Source organism: Lacinutrix sp. (assembly GCF_023299985.1).
Classification (GTDB): Bacteria; Bacteroidota; Bacteroidia; order Flavobacteriales; family Flavobacteriaceae; genus Lacinutrix.
In genome coordinates this window covers 1-14,170 of sequence record NZ_JALZVX010000075.1, presented here as the reverse complement: position 1 = coordinate 14,170, position 14,170 = coordinate 1, and the positions used below count along the sequence as shown (strand labels likewise).

The 14,170-nt window shown below is 29.4% G+C and carries 11 protein-coding genes; 7 read left to right on the top strand and 4 right to left on the bottom strand.

Annotated features, from left to right (window positions below; all coding sequences use genetic code 11):
- Positions 1-151 precede the first annotated feature (151 nt).
- A complete protein-coding gene (locus Q0C58_RS03870) occupies positions 152-2,131 on the bottom strand; it encodes a putative porin (protein ID WP_290697776.1) in 1,980 nt (659 codons plus the stop codon).
- Positions 2,132-2,316: 185 nt separating this feature from the next.
- Between Q0C58_RS03870 and Q0C58_RS03865 the strand changes: the two genes are divergently transcribed.
- From Q0C58_RS03865 to Q0C58_RS03855, 3 genes are all read left to right on the top strand, one after another.
- On the top strand, positions 2,317-2,916 hold the full coding sequence (locus Q0C58_RS03865) for a ribonuclease HII (RefSeq protein WP_290697773.1): 600 nt from the start codon (positions 2,317-2,319) through the stop codon (positions 2,914-2,916).
- A 32-nt stretch (positions 2,917-2,948) separates the two neighbouring features.
- Positions 2,949-5,387: a ribonuclease HII gene (locus Q0C58_RS03860; RefSeq protein WP_290697770.1), complete on the top strand. Its 2,439-nt coding sequence runs from the start codon at positions 2,949-2,951 to the stop codon at positions 5,385-5,387.
- A gap of 293 nt (positions 5,388-5,680) precedes the next feature.
- Positions 5,681-6,730, top strand: a complete 1,050-nt coding sequence (locus tag Q0C58_RS03855) for a nucleoid-associated protein (RefSeq protein WP_290697766.1) — start codon at positions 5,681-5,683, stop codon at positions 6,728-6,730.
- Positions 6,731-7,340: 610 nt separating this feature from the next.
- Here the strand turns inward: Q0C58_RS03855 and lipB are convergent.
- Together lipB and Q0C58_RS03845 are read right to left on the bottom strand one after the other, a co-directional pair.
- Positions 7,341-8,045, bottom strand: coding sequence for a lipoyl(octanoyl) transferase LipB (gene lipB / locus Q0C58_RS03850; RefSeq protein ID WP_290697763.1), 705 nt, complete (start codon positions 8,043-8,045; stop codon positions 7,341-7,343).
- 116 nt (positions 8,046-8,161) lie between these two features.
- Positions 8,162-8,323, bottom strand: coding sequence for a YqaE/Pmp3 family membrane protein (locus Q0C58_RS03845; RefSeq protein WP_290697760.1), 162 nt, complete (start codon positions 8,321-8,323; stop codon positions 8,162-8,164).
- 102 nt (positions 8,324-8,425) lie between these two features.
- Here Q0C58_RS03845 and lysS point away from each other — a divergent pair, with 102 nt between their 5' ends.
- Both lysS and Q0C58_RS03835 read left to right on the top strand, forming a co-directional pair.
- Positions 8,426-10,117: a lysine--tRNA ligase gene (gene lysS / locus Q0C58_RS03840; protein ID WP_290697757.1), complete on the top strand. Its 1,692-nt coding sequence runs from the start codon at positions 8,426-8,428 to the stop codon at positions 10,115-10,117.
- A 3-nt stretch (positions 10,118-10,120) separates the two neighbouring features.
- Positions 10,121-11,035 (top strand): hypothetical protein, encoded by a 915-nt coding sequence (locus Q0C58_RS03835; protein WP_290697754.1) that lies wholly within the window; start codon positions 10,121-10,123, stop codon positions 11,033-11,035.
- A 409-nt stretch (positions 11,036-11,444) separates the two neighbouring features.
- On the opposite strand, the gene Q0C58_RS03830 is transcribed toward Q0C58_RS03835, so the two are convergent.
- A complete protein-coding gene (locus Q0C58_RS03830; RefSeq protein ID WP_290697751.1) occupies positions 11,445-13,088 on the bottom strand; it encodes a Zn-dependent hydrolase in 1,644 nt (547 codons plus the stop codon).
- 318 nt (positions 13,089-13,406) lie between these two features.
- Here Q0C58_RS03830 and Q0C58_RS03825 point away from each other — a divergent pair, with 318 nt between their 5' ends.
- Both Q0C58_RS03825 and Q0C58_RS03820 read left to right on the top strand, forming a co-directional pair.
- Positions 13,407-13,640, top strand: a complete 234-nt coding sequence (locus Q0C58_RS03825; RefSeq protein WP_290697748.1) for a hypothetical protein — start codon at positions 13,407-13,409, stop codon at positions 13,638-13,640.
- Between the two features lie 129 nt (positions 13,641-13,769).
- The gene (locus tag Q0C58_RS03820; RefSeq protein ID WP_290697745.1) at positions 13,770-14,006 is read left to right on the top strand and encodes a hypothetical protein; all 237 of its coding nucleotides are present in this window, start codon (positions 13,770-13,772) and stop codon (positions 14,004-14,006) included.
- The last annotated feature ends 164 nt before the right edge of the window (positions 14,007-14,170 follow it).

Genomic DNA, 14,170 nt, shown 5'->3' with positions numbered 1-14,170 from the left:
AATATAATTCTTGAAATTTAACTGGATATTTTCCCGCGTTAGGGATTGATGCGGCATCCTTTTTGCCTTTTGCAAAAAGATACAGCGGAAAGCACGACCAAAACCAAGCTTAAAACTTAGGATTGGGAACGACCAAAATTAACTATTTCTTTTACAGAAAGAAATTCCAAACTAAACCAAAGCGCACTTTAAAGTCGCGAAATGGTGTGTTTGGTGCTGAATAATAATTACGCCCAGTAAAAGCTGCATTGAAATGTTCTGCTTTAAGGTAAATTCTTGTTTGACGTATTTTTGCATTTACGAAAAAATCTAAGCGTGGGAAATTGCCAAATTCTTGATCATTTTGGGTGTAAAACTCTGCTAAAAGAGGATCGTAGGCGTCCATGTTATATGCTGTGAAATAATTTAATGTGATTCCGGTTTGAAGGAATAACGCTTTTTTAAAAAGGTGATTGGAGTAGTATAGTGTGTTTCGTGTTATAATTTGTGGTACATTAAATACTTGATTTTCGTCGTTTACGTTTTGATACATTACTGTATTGTTGAGTGCAAAGTTTCGGTATTTAATTTCCTTGTTTAGTTTTAACCGGAGATAGGTTATTGATTTATCGTTTTGAAGTGGCTTTACTGTTGCTATTGGTTGGGTATCTGTTGCTTCATCTTTTTTAAAATAGACGTAATCGTTTATGGTAGTTAAATCTAAGGTTATATTCGCTATTTTTTTTGAATTAAGGTTAAAGGCTAATTGTTGTGTTTTTACTGTATTAAATTTGTTTTCCCAATTATAGTTTATGTAATCGCTTTGGTATAACTGTGCATTGTAATTTGGAGCTACTGTGTTATGATTAATTTGGGCTGATGCGCTTAAATCGTTATTTAATTTATAAGATGTTGTTGCTTTTAAAAAATTGCCGTTAAAATCTCCAGAAACATTTACACCTAACTCTCCTTGTAAATTGAAGTTTTTGATTTGCTTTTTATACTTTCCGCCAACCGAAAACACATCTCCTTTTAATCTATTTGTGATTGTAGATTGGTTTAAAACTACTAATTTATTGTAACCATAGTTATAATTTACATGGTTTGCGTTAAATTGTACACTGCCTATTATATTATTAGAATAATTTAATTGCAATTGGTTTGTTAGTTCTTCTAAAGTTACACGATCTCTTAAATCTCTACTTTTAAAGCCTGGTCCAAAAAAATTGGTTTGAGTGGTTTGTTCGTACAGGTAACTTTTATCTTCTAAGGACATAGTATGCGCTATGTTAAGATTGTTGAAGGAAATGGAGTCTGATTTATTAATTATATTATACTTCTGGTTTATGTAAAATCTTTTTCCTCTTAAAATATTTTCGGCATCTTGAAAATTTACTTCTAGCACTCCTCTATCATCAAAATCTGTTTCACCAGATTCAAAAAACTCAACACTTTGATCTGTTAATCCTCCATTTTCTTGATTTAAAAGGTCTTGGGAAACGAAATGCATGTTTGCTACATATTTTTCGTTTTTTGTTTTATAGCTCGTTGTAAATCTAAAATTACCTGTACTGGTAAGTATATTTTGATAATTACCTAATGAACGTAAACCTTTATAAGCTATAGAGAAATTAAACTGCTTTGAAGTATTGACAGTAAAAAAAGCATCTAATAATTGTCCTTGCTCGAAGGCCGATTTATACATTAAATCTGTTAAAGGTGTTGGCACATTATAATAATTAATATCTTCTATTTCCATATAATTAAAATGCCTTGCTCTTGCACCAAACTTTGGCAATAGCGAAACACTTTGAAAATTGTAACTTAATGTATTATAAGTTTGCCCAATATTAGAAAAAGGCATTAGATTAAATTCGTCTTTTCTAAGATAATTGTATTTATATTCTTTTTGGATGGTAAGAGTTGTATCTACGAAGGTTGTATCGTTTTTGTAAGATATTATTAGGTAGTCGGTAATTTTAGCTTCTTTATTTTTAATGTTTTTATTACTTTTATTACGGCTACTAACATTAGATAATGTATCGTTTCTATTAACTAAGCTTTTATCTACTCGTCTAAGTTTTGGTGTTGTTTGCCCATAGCTTGTGCAAATAAAGGCGATTAAAAAAAATGTTAAAATTATTTTATTCATTAAATGATGTCTATTTTTAGCCTTGTAAAGTTAGCCAGGTAAAAATTTAAAGTTTTTCCAAAAATATGAAATATCCTAATTTGTTTGGCTATTAAAATTGAGAAACGCTTATGTATGTCATACAAACTTTAAAGTTGCTGTGATATTACAATTAATAATACTGTTTTTTGTTAAGAATTATATAAATGCTGAAATTAAAATATTCAAAATTTGAACTAGAATGTGGCACAGACGAAGCCGGAAGAGGTTGTCTAGCAGGTCCTGTTACTGCTGCTGCTGTAATTTTACCTAAAAATTTCAAGAACAAAATTTTAAATGATTCTAAACAGCTTTCTAAAATTAATCGCGATTTCTTGAAGCCTATTATAGAAGATAATGCTATTTCGTTTGCTTTTACTCATATCTTTGAAGATGAAATTGATAAAATAAACATACTCAACGCCTCTATTTTAGCAATGCAATCTTCCATTTTAAAGTTACATCCTTTGCCAGAATTTATTATTGTAGATGGTAATAGGTTTAAACCCTTAGAAAACATTCCGTTTAAAACTATAGTAAAAGGAGATAGTAAATTTTTAAGTATTGCAGCAGCTTCGGTTTTAGCAAAAACATATCGTGATGCCTACATGCATAAAATCCATGAAGAGTTTCCTATGTACAATTGGAAACAAAACAAAGGTTACCCAACGAAAGAACACAGAGAAGCTATTAGAAAATATGGTGCAACAAAATACCATAGAAAAAGCTTTAGACTTTTACCCGAACAATTAAAATTAGAATTGTAATTTTGAATGTGCAAAAATCTCTCTATTATATAATGAAGCGTATTTATCCAATATTAATTCTTTTAATGTTATTAGTTAGTTGTAAGAATAGCAGCAATAAAAAAGCCTCTATTTACGATTTTATTCCTGATGAAGCTTCCATTATTATTACCATAAATGACACCGAAAATTTAGAAACTAACATTAACAATAACGCCTTTATAAATAGTGTTTCTAATGCTTCAGCTTATAAAAATATTGCAAGAAAATTAAACCACTTAAAATATATTAATACTGAAAATCCAGTTATTATTTCGTTTTTAAAAGATAAAAATGATAGCCTTCAGTTTACAATTACTACAAAACAAATTAGCAATTTATTTAGTGTTGATTCTTTACCAAACCATAAAATTGAAACATTAGAGATTGCCAACCAATCTGCAAAAAAGATAACATTTAATAACGAAATTTTATATACTACTTTTAAAGACAGTGTAGCTGTTGCTACTTCTAACAGTAAACTTTTAAAAGCAGTGATAAGCAAAAAAAACAACAATAAAGCACGACAGAAAATTATTAGTACTATTGATAACGAAAAACCAGTTTCTTTAATTTTAAGTAATACAGGTAACAATTTAATACATTCCATATTTAATCAAGAAACATTGCTATTCAAAGACTTTAGTGATTACATCTCTATTGACGCTGTTATTTCTCAAGACGAAATACTACTTAATGGAATTACTAAGGCTTTGGATTCTTCCAGAAAACTAATAGATGTTTTTAAAAATACAATACCGCAAGAAAATGAATTAGCCAAACTTGCGCCTAATAATAGTGATGGCTTTTTAAGTTTCACTTTTAATAATTTTAAAACATTTAAAACCAACCTAGACATTTTTAATAAAAAAGAAGACAGTATAACGGTTACTAATTTATTCGATAATATTATTGAAATTGGTACTGTTTACTTTGGAGAAAACCAAGCTATTGTATTAAATTCTATAGATATTATTGCTACTAAAGACAACCTTTTAAGCGAACAAAACGAAGTCGAAGTTTTTAGGCAAATTCCTATTTACAATTTTAGCAAACCTAATTTATTTGACACAGTATTTTATCCTTTAATAAATTACGATGAAGTTAAATACTATTGCATAATCGATCAGTTTTTTGTGTTTGCAAAAGACACCGAAACTTTAGAGAATATTATTGCTAATTACCAAAACAAAACAACACTAAGTAGTCGTGATTATTATAACAATATAACTAAAGACCTTAGTAATGAATCTTCAATATTACAAGTATTAAATAATAATAAACTTAAGGATTTACTAGATTTAAACCTAGACACAAATTTAGAAAACAGCTTTAAAGACTATAAAGTTTCTGCATTACAATTTGTTTACGATACGCATTATGCTCACCTTCATGCTGCCATTAAAAAGAACAAGATTAAAGTAGAAGCTAATGCAGTTACAGAGTTATTAAATATTAGATTGGACGCAGACTTATTAAACAATCCTCAATTTGTAACCAACCATAGATCTAAACAAAAAGAAATTGTTGTACAAGACATTAACAACAAGTTATATCTTATTTCTAATATTGGTAATATTCTATGGAAAAAGCAACTTAATGGTCCTGTTTTAGGTAAGATAGAACAAATAGATGTTTATAAAAACGGAAGACTTCAGTTAGTATTTGCAACTCCAAATCGTGTTTATTTGTTAGACAGAGCTGGAAGAGATGTTAAAGGTTATCCGCTAAAATTTAATGATAAAATCACACAACCTCTTTCGGTTTTCGATTACGATAACAGAAAAGATTACAGACTCTTTGTTACTCAAGGTCGAAACGTTTTACTATATAATGCAAAAGGAAAAACAGTTAAAGGGTTTAAATTTTCTTCAGCTAAAAATAGGATTAATCACCAACCACAACATATTAGAATTGGGAATAAAGATTATATCCTTATAAAAACAGACAAGAAACTTAATATATTAAATAGAAGAGGTCAAACTCGAATAAAAACAGTATTTGATATAGAATTCTCTAAAGAACCTATTTTTAATTATAACAATACTTTTACTACCACGACTACAAATGGTAAAATAGTAAGCATAGATCAAAAAGGAAAAGTAACCACAAAACCATATAATCTTACAGAAAACCATCATTTAGTATGTACCATTAGAACTTTGGCTTCTCAAAACGAGAATATTCTTAATATTAAAAGTAAGACGCTTGAATTAGATTTAGGCAACTATTCTCCTGTGAAAATATTTTATATAAAAGATAAAATTTATATTTCTGTAACAGACTTACAGTCTCAAAAAGTTTTACTTTTTGATAGTCAAGCTAAACCTATTCAAAATTTCCCTGTCTATGGCAACTCAACAATAGCTTTAGACAATATTGATAGAGATAAATCTTTAGAGCTTATTACCAAAGGAGACAGTAATAGCATTTTACTCTACGAAATTAATTAACTGCAGTTACTAACAACCCAATACAAACTGCTTTATTAGGCTTGCTTTGCCTCTTTTTTATACTCATAAATTTATAACCCTAAGCTCAACATAAAAGAGAGTAAAATCTAATATGTGTTAAAACTTTCTAAAGGGTTGCTTTTGCGTATGAAGTACAAAAAAAGAGACAGACATTAAAAACGACTAATCTTGTAAATACAAAAAACCAAAAGTAAAGTCTTCGGTTTTTTTATTACTTTTTTCTGCTGAAATGTTTACTATTGTAATTCGATAAATAAACTTCCATTTTAAAGATGATTACACGTAAAACCGCTACAATTTCAAAATTTATAATTCATAAAGTTGGTAATAAACATAACAATACTAAAAATGCTTTTTCTAATAAAGAAGTGCATTTCGATGAGGACAGTTACGAACTTATGCTACCTTTTTTATTAAGACCATTTGGCTCTGTAGTACAAAGTTACCGTTTTAACCATCATGCAAATGTGGAGTTAAATGAAATTAATGCTTACGTTAAAAATATTTTTAACGATGATGATGCCTTTGTTGAAACCTCAAAAAACATAGTAAAACATTTATTTGAACAAAGTGATTCTGCTCAAATAAAAACAGGAGATGTTCTGGTTGCAGTTTTCGAAGGTATAGAATACAAAGAAATGGTTACTAATGCTATTGGGATTTTTAAAATTGAAAACAAGATAGATTTCTTTCAAACTTATTTAGAAAATAATAGTTACGATGTATTAGTCCAAAAAGGAATCTCTTCTAAAAAAATAGACAAAGGCTGTTTAATATTAAATCAAACAGATATGGAAGGCAACATTATTTTAACTGTAGATAATAATAGTTACGATGCTCAATATTGGTTAGATAAATTCTTAAATATTAAATATGCAGACGATAGTAATAACCACACACACAATTATCTCGATATGTGTAGTGAGTTTTCTACCGAAATTTTAAAAACCAGCTTTGGTGAGCAAGAACGAAATATATTTTTAGCAAAAACAATAGACTATTTCAAGGAAAATGAAATAATAAATATTGAACGTTTTAAAGAAGAAGTATTTACCGAAGAAAAACACATTCAACTTTTTGAAGATTTCAAAAAAGAATACGAAGGCGAACTAAATGTAGTGTTACGAAATCAATTTGATTTAGCAGAAGCTGTTGTAAAAAAGGATAAAAAGAAAATTAAAACAGATATTAAACTCGATACCAACATACAAATTAAACTAGATATCGATGCTCCAGATGCAGCCAGTGAATACTTAGAACGTGGCTACGATGAGGAAAAGAAAATGCATTATTATAAAGTGTTTTTTAATGCTGAAGCATAAAAGGTATTTAATCTAACTTGACATATTAAAGACAATACTAAGAACTTAAAAAATAATCACGCAACCCAAGTTTTATAAAACCTACAAAAGAGTGATCTGCTGCCTGTAAATTTTTAGTAAAATCAACTTTCGTATCAGTTTTAAAATAAAAGAAAAGATTCCTTAAAGTTAATGCTAATGTAAAAAGCATAATTAAAATATTTCTGTAATATCTTATATCAGTATCATATACTGTAGTGTTGTTTAACTCAATTCTAAATGAGTCTTCTTGTTGTTTCCCTTTACCTATATATAAATATATATAAAACAATTTCTTGACCAATAGCGTTAGGTGCTAAGAGTGTTTCCCAATATTTTTTATAAATATCTGAAACATAATATTTGTGCAATTGTCTGTCACTAATATTTAAAATTAAACGTTTTCTATTTAAGTTTTTAAAACTATAATCTTTGTGTCTCCCATCGGCTTTTGTTTCTATTTTAACGTTAGATAAAAGACCTGATACTTTTTCAAAATCATTTTTTTAAGATAGAAATCTGGTAGAATATGGTAACCTAGAAAAAAAAGTAAAAAAGCGTTAAGCATGTATAGTTTTTAGTCTTTCAATTATTATTTATATATAAATTCTGCAGCAAACAAATTAGTAAAATGCTTCAATAATTTTACTTTTACTTCAGCCTCATCAACTGTTTTTTTTCCTAATTCTACATTAAGCGAAGTCACCGCTTTTCCACGAATTCCACAAGGAATAATATTATCAAAATAACCCAAATTGGCATTTACATTTAGTGCAAAACCATGCATTGTTACCCAACGACTTGCACGAACTCCCATGGCACAAATTTTTCTAGCAAATGGTGTTCCAACATCTAACCAAACTCCAGTTTCTCCGGGAGAACGCTCCGATTTTAAACCGTATTCTTTTAGTGTAAGGATTATCATTTCTTCTAAAAAACGAAGATATTTATGGATGTCTGTAAAAAAATTATCTAAATCTAAAATAGGATAGCCAACAATTTGTCCTGGTCCATGATAAGTAATATCTCCTCCTCTGTTTATTTTATAGAATGTTGCACCTTTTTCGGTAAGTTGTTTTTCATCTAACAATAAATTAGACAGATCTCCACTTTTACCTAAAGTGTAAACATGAGGATGTTCTACAAACAAAAAGTGATTTTTGGTTTCTAAACCAGCATCTTCTCTTCTGTTTTTAATTTTAGTTTCTAAAACACCTTTAAATAGTTCTTCTTGGTAATCCCAAGTGTCCTTAAAGTCTTTAGAGCCTAAATCTTGAAGCGCTATTTTTTTATTCATAGACCACAAAATTACGATAAATTATTGTTGCTTCAAGTGTTTTCGTTTCATTAATGAGATTCTTCGCTTCGCTCTAAATGACAAACGATGACTACTAACCGCAGACTGAATACTGCTTAGTAACTTTTAGGTTTATTTAATATTACCAAAGCTGCAATAACGCCCGGAACCCAACCGCAAAGCCATAATAAAAAAGTGATTATTATTGAGCCACAACCTCTATCGTAGACAGCTAAAGGTGGACAAATGATTGATAGGATAACTCTCCAAATACTCATAAAATATAATTTAATTAATTGATGTTGTACTTATAGGACGCATAATAACATTTTATGTTACAAAACAGTATCTTTGTGGCTTAAAATTTTACAATTTAAACTATGTCACAATTATCTGAGCAAGAGCTCGTACGAAGAGAAAAGTTAGCTAAACTTCGCGATATGGGAATTAATCCTTATCCAGCAGATTTATATCCAGTTTCTGAAACATCTAAACAAATTAAACAGGGATTTAAGGAAGGTAAACAGGTTATTATTGCTGGCAGATTGATGGCAATTAACATACAAGGTAAAGCCTCTTTTGCACAGTTACAAGATGCTGAAGGACGCATACAAGTCTACTTTAATAGAGATGAAATATGTCCAGGTGAAGATAAAGATTTGTATAATATTGTATTCAAAAAATTATTAGATTTAGGAGACATAATAGGTATTGAAGGCGAACTGTTTACTACTCAAGTAGGAGAAAAAACAGTGATGGTTAAAAACTTTAAAATGCTAAGTAAAGCATTAAAGCCATTACCAATACCAAAACAAAAAGATGGTAAAACGTACGATGCTTTTACAGATCCAGAAATGCGTTACAGACAACGTTATGCAGATTTAGCTGTAAATCCACACGTGAAAGAAGTATTTGTAAAACGTACAAAGTTATTTAACGCGATGCGTAATTTCTTTAATGATGCTGGCTATTTTGAAGTAGAAACACCAATATTACAACCTATTCCTGGAGGAGCAGCAGCTCGTCCTTTTATGACGCATCACAATAGTTTAGACATTCCACTATACATGAGAATTGCTAACGAGTTATACCTAAAACGCTTAATTGTTGGAGGTTTTGATGGCGTGTATGAGTTTTCTAAAAACTTTAGAAACGAAGGAATGGATCGCACACATAATCCTGAGTTTACAGCAATGGAAATTTATGTATCCTATAAGGATTACAACTGGATGATGGATTTCTGTGAGAAACTTTTAGAACATTGTGCTATTGCAGTTAATGGAACAACAAAAGCTACTTTTGGAGAACATGAAGTTGACTTTAAAGCACCATATGCACGTGTAACAATGGCAGATTCTATAAAGCACTTTACTGGTTTTGATATTAATGGAAAAACTGAAACTGAAATTTTTGATGCTGCAAGAGGCATGGGAATTGAAGTAGACGCTACCATGGGAAAAGGGAAATTAATTGATGAGATTTTTGGTGAAAAATGTGAAGGTAATTACATCCAGCCAACTTACATAACAGACTACCCAAAAGAAATGAGCCCGTTGTGTAAAGAACATCGTGATAATCCAGAATTAACAGAGCGTTTTGAACTTATGGTTTGTGGTAAAGAAATAGCAAATGCTTATTCGGAGCTTAACGATCCAATAGACCAACGCGAACGTTTTGAGCACCAATTAAAATTAGCACAAAAAGGAGATGATGAAGCTACAGAATTTATAGACGAAGATTTTTTACGTGCATTAGAATATGGAATGCCTCCAACTTCTGGAATGGGAATTGGCATGGACAGGTTAATTATGTTTTTAACCAATAACCAATCTATACAAGAAGTTTTATTCTTCCCACAAATGCGACCAGAAAAAAAAGCTGTTCCAATGAGTGAAGAGGAAAAAGCTGTTTTCGAAATCTTAAAAAATAATTCGCCTATTGATTTAAATGAATTAAAAGGTCAATCTGGATTAAGTAATAAAAAATGGGACAAAACCATAAAAGGATTAACCAAATTAGGTGTTGCTAAAGTTAGTAAAGCTGATGATGGTTTGTTTGTTGAGATTGTTTAACAGATGATTAAATTCTTAAATAAGTATAAAGCATACATTCTTGGAATGTATGCTTTTTTAATTCTTTTACATTTTGCTTTAAAAGATTATATTTTTCCGTTTAACGTTCTCTTTTATGCGACACCATTAATACTTATTATCCTCTTTGGTGTTTTTACAACTATAATATTTAGTAAAAACAAAAAAGTGTTTTATAGCCTAACAATTGTTTTAGGTTTATTAATTTTTAATTGGTTTTCTAACTATTATAATTTACCAAAAACTAGGACTAACAATGCAAAAGACAGTGCTGTTCTATTTTGGAACATTGCTAAAAACACAAAAGGCTTTCCTTTAAATATCATTTCTAAAAAAGTAGAAGAATCCCCTGTAAACATATTAACTTTTGTTGAAACAGACAGTATTTCTAATACTGAATTTGAAACCTTGAAAAAAGAATTAAAAATGTATTCTTTTAAAAAATTAAAAGGAAACATGATTATAGGTATTAAAGGAGAAATTAAATCTGTAATCTACCAAACAAAAGAAAAAAGCTATAAATATAATAATGTAACTGCTGTTGTAAATAACAACATTATAAAAATTCTTATTGCAGATGTTTATGCTAATCCTTTTAATAATAAAACTAAAGCTTTAAAGACTATAATAAATTATTCCGAAGAAAATAAAATAGATTTTATAATTGGAGATTTTAATACACCATACGAGAGTATTCATTTTAACACATATAAAAAGAATTTTACAAGTTTTAGAGAATATTCTGAAGGTTTTACTGCTACTTGGCCTTTTGGTATTCCATTACTAGAACTAGATCAAATATGGTTTAGTAATACTATTTATGGCTTAAAGCTGAATAAGTATAACTATAATTTTTCAGATCATCAGCTTTTAATTGCTGAGTATATATTAAAGAATTAGCTTATTCTTTAAGTTAAAATTCTATATCAGTAATGTTTAAAACAAGCTAGAAAACTATAAAGACCCTTATAGGACTTTAAGAAGGAAGGTTTTGTAAAAACACACTTGACAGAAACCTGTAGTAGTTGTTTCTGTTAGAAATATTAATACCACTTTGACGCAATAATTTTATTTTATTTAGTGTTTTAAAAACTCTAAATAAAATAAACAAACAAAGCACTGTAGCAATAATAAGATATTCCATAATTTTTGTATTAAAACATAAAACTATAAAAACGCTATGCCTTATTATGTATAATTATAGATAAGTAATGCTCTTTTCGATTAAAGTCTACAATTAACCGTTGAAAGAAGAGAAAGCTTCAGAAGTAATTTCCTGAAGCTTTTAAATAGTTACTAATTTTGATAGTTACTCAAGTCCTAAAACCTCTACTCCTTGCTCGAAAACAACATCTACAGGAATACTAGCATCACTTAAACGGTTTAAATCTTTTTGCAACTGCTCTGGAATGCTTCCGTAGTTTTCAACAAACTTAGCAACACCTCTATAATCACCATCACCTTGATAGGTTAAAATAACTTTAGATAACATTTCCATAGCGCTCTCCATTTTTTTAAAATTCACTTTATACGTTCCTTTTTCATTTCTAGTAAATGCTCCCATTTGTTGGAAAAAATTAAAACGAATCATGTTTGCTTTTCCGTGCGCACTCGATGCTCCAAAACGTACAGATCTAAAAATACCAGCCATAAAAGTGACCATATTATCTTTTAAATCTTCTTTTAGCTCTCCTTTTTTGTGCAACTGTTGTACCATATACAAGCCTAAAATATCTGCTTTCCCTTCTTCTAAAGCACTTGCGTGTTCTTTAAGAGATGTCCTAACGGTTCCATTTCCATTTATTGTGTTTTTAATTCCTAAACCATGTGCTACTTCATGAAACATAGTATTAGCAAAAAAGGCATCGAAAGTTATGTGTTTACGCTGACTTTCTTCTATTAAAACACCTGCAATTGGCATTAATATTTTATCGAACTTAGCACGCATCGCATTTTTTAGCTGTAAACGTCTGGTTCCTTTTTTAAGTTGTACTTCCTCATCGTTAGGCAAGTTTATTGCTATAGTTTTACTTCCAGAATTACAATCTCCTGCATAAAACACAACATCATAAGCGTTTAAATCACTATCTGTGCCTGGTTTTTCTTTTTTGTATTTTTCGTCTACAGGTAATCCTTTTTGAAGCTCTGGTAAAAAGCTACTAAACTTAGCCAATTTTGCACTCCATTCTTGGTCTTTAATTAATACGTAGCCTTCGTGTGCTGCTTTGTTTCCAAACAATTGATCTTCGTAAGTTTCAATAGGACCAATTACGATATCTAGTGTATTTGCCTTCATATCCATCCAAGCGAAATCACTTTTCTGGTAATCGTCATTTAATACTGCTGCAGCTCTTAATTCTAAATATTTTTTTAAGCCTTTGTCTTCTGCAAGTTTCGATGCTTCTAATAATAAATTAGAAACTTCTTTTACTTCTGCTTCGAACTTTTTGTGGTAAGGTATTGTGTACAAATTACCATCTCCATCGCGCCTCACAAAATTGTAAAGACTAGACTTGTTTTCCATTTTAGCGTTCTCAAATTCATCTTTAGTCATGTCTTTTGGGTAGAAATTAGCACCTTTTGCTTTCTCTCCAACACCTTCTAAAAATGGCTTGTTATTATCTAACCTGTCCCATGGACCATAATTAATTTTTATATATTTTTTAGTATCCTTATCTTCAACACCATCTAACAAAGCATCGCAATCTCCATAAGATTCGTACCAAAACAAGTCGTTCATTTTATTAGCTGCACTAATTAAAATAGGCAGCATTTGCTTTTCATTTTCTGTCAATACACTTAAATCTGCAGTTAGCTTTACATTAACATATTTGTCTAGATTGGTTTGCATTTTTGTTTTAGAAGTTTCAGTTTCTGTGGTTACTGCTTCTTTTTGCTCATCTTTACAAGAAAAAACACAAGCGAATACTAATAAATATATTGCTTTTTTCATTTATTTTGAAGTATTAAATATTGATAGCTGTAAAGTTAAGTAATTTTGAAGACCTTTTATTAAGCGTTAAAATTACATATGCAAAATTAGAACTGATCAAATACAATTACATGAATAAGCTACCTTATTAAATTGTAATATAAGAGAAATTACTAAGTTTAAATTTAGCAATATTACATGTAATTATAAAAAACATCACAATTCATAGCAAAAAAAAGAGACAGTAATTTTTTACAAACTACCAGAATACAAAACCCTTTAGACAAACGTGAACCAACCAAAATAAACAAATTAACATTAATACTAATTTTAATCTTATTGACTTCATACAATAACTCTAAAAGAGAAAAAGCAAAAGCAAAAATAGATGCACAGCATATTGATAATTTTATCATAACAGAATACGAAATTGTTGAATTAAACAACAAGCCGTTTAAAATAATGAGTGACTTAAATAAAGATCGTATTCTTGATTATGTAGTGTTATTAGTGAATAAGGAAAATAACAAAGACTATTCAAATGCAAAAATTATTACCGTTTCTATATTTTAAGGACAAAGTGATGGTTCTTATAAAATAGCAAGTCTAACAGGTAATTTATCTCCTTCATTTTTACACACAATTTCTAATGATATCATTGAAATAGTTAACAACAATGTAATCAAGCTAAAACACCAATCCATGAGGCACGATTATAAATTGAAATTAAGATATGAAAACAAGTACAAAGATTACATACTAATTGGTTTTGAATACAACAATTACGGAAACGCTATGCAAGATGGAGCAGGAAACATAAGTACTAACTTTATTACTAGAAAAAGGACTTCAACAATCGACGGAAAGAAAACAACACTTGTGGATAAAGAAGTAAAACCTATTTCAGTAATTAACGACACTATCCCAAAATCTGTGTAAGTTTATGAGATAGTGCCTTATTCTTTTCTTTTTATTAATATAACTCGATATTAGTTTTTAATTCTTTGCTGAGTTCAACCCATAAGTGCAACACACTTGTTTTTTAGTTCTTCAATAGGGTTGTTGTAATTAAATTTACTAATTGGTCTGTAATTTAGTAATCT

Coding starts and splice junctions, on each gene's coding strand:
- Q0C58_RS03835 (WP_290697754.1), top strand. CDS start 10,121: ATGATTAAATTCTTAAATAAGTATAAAGCATACATTCTTGGAATGTAT.
- Q0C58_RS03860 (WP_290697770.1), top strand. CDS start 2,949: ATGAAGCGTATTTATCCAATATTAATTCTTTTAATGTTATTAGTTAGT.
- lipB (WP_290697763.1), bottom strand. CDS start 8,045: ATGAATAAAAAAATAGCGCTTCAAGATTTAGGCTCTAAAGACTTTAAG.
- Q0C58_RS03845 (WP_290697760.1), bottom strand. CDS start 8,323: ATGAGTATTTGGAGAGTTATCCTATCAATCATTTGTCCACCTTTAGCT.
- Q0C58_RS03830 (WP_290697751.1), bottom strand. CDS start 13,088: ATGAAAAAAGCAATATATTTATTAGTATTCGCTTGTGTTTTTTCTTGT.
- Q0C58_RS03855 (WP_290697766.1), top strand. CDS start 5,681: ATGATTACACGTAAAACCGCTACAATTTCAAAATTTATAATTCATAAA.
- lysS (WP_290697757.1), top strand. CDS start 8,426: ATGTCACAATTATCTGAGCAAGAGCTCGTACGAAGAGAAAAGTTAGCT.
- Q0C58_RS03865 (WP_290697773.1), top strand. CDS start 2,317: ATGCTGAAATTAAAATATTCAAAATTTGAACTAGAATGTGGCACAGAC.
- Q0C58_RS03820 (WP_290697745.1), top strand. CDS start 13,770: ATGAGGCACGATTATAAATTGAAATTAAGATATGAAAACAAGTACAAA.
- Q0C58_RS03870 (WP_290697776.1), bottom strand. CDS start 2,131: ATGAATAAAATAATTTTAACATTTTTTTTAATCGCCTTTATTTGCACA.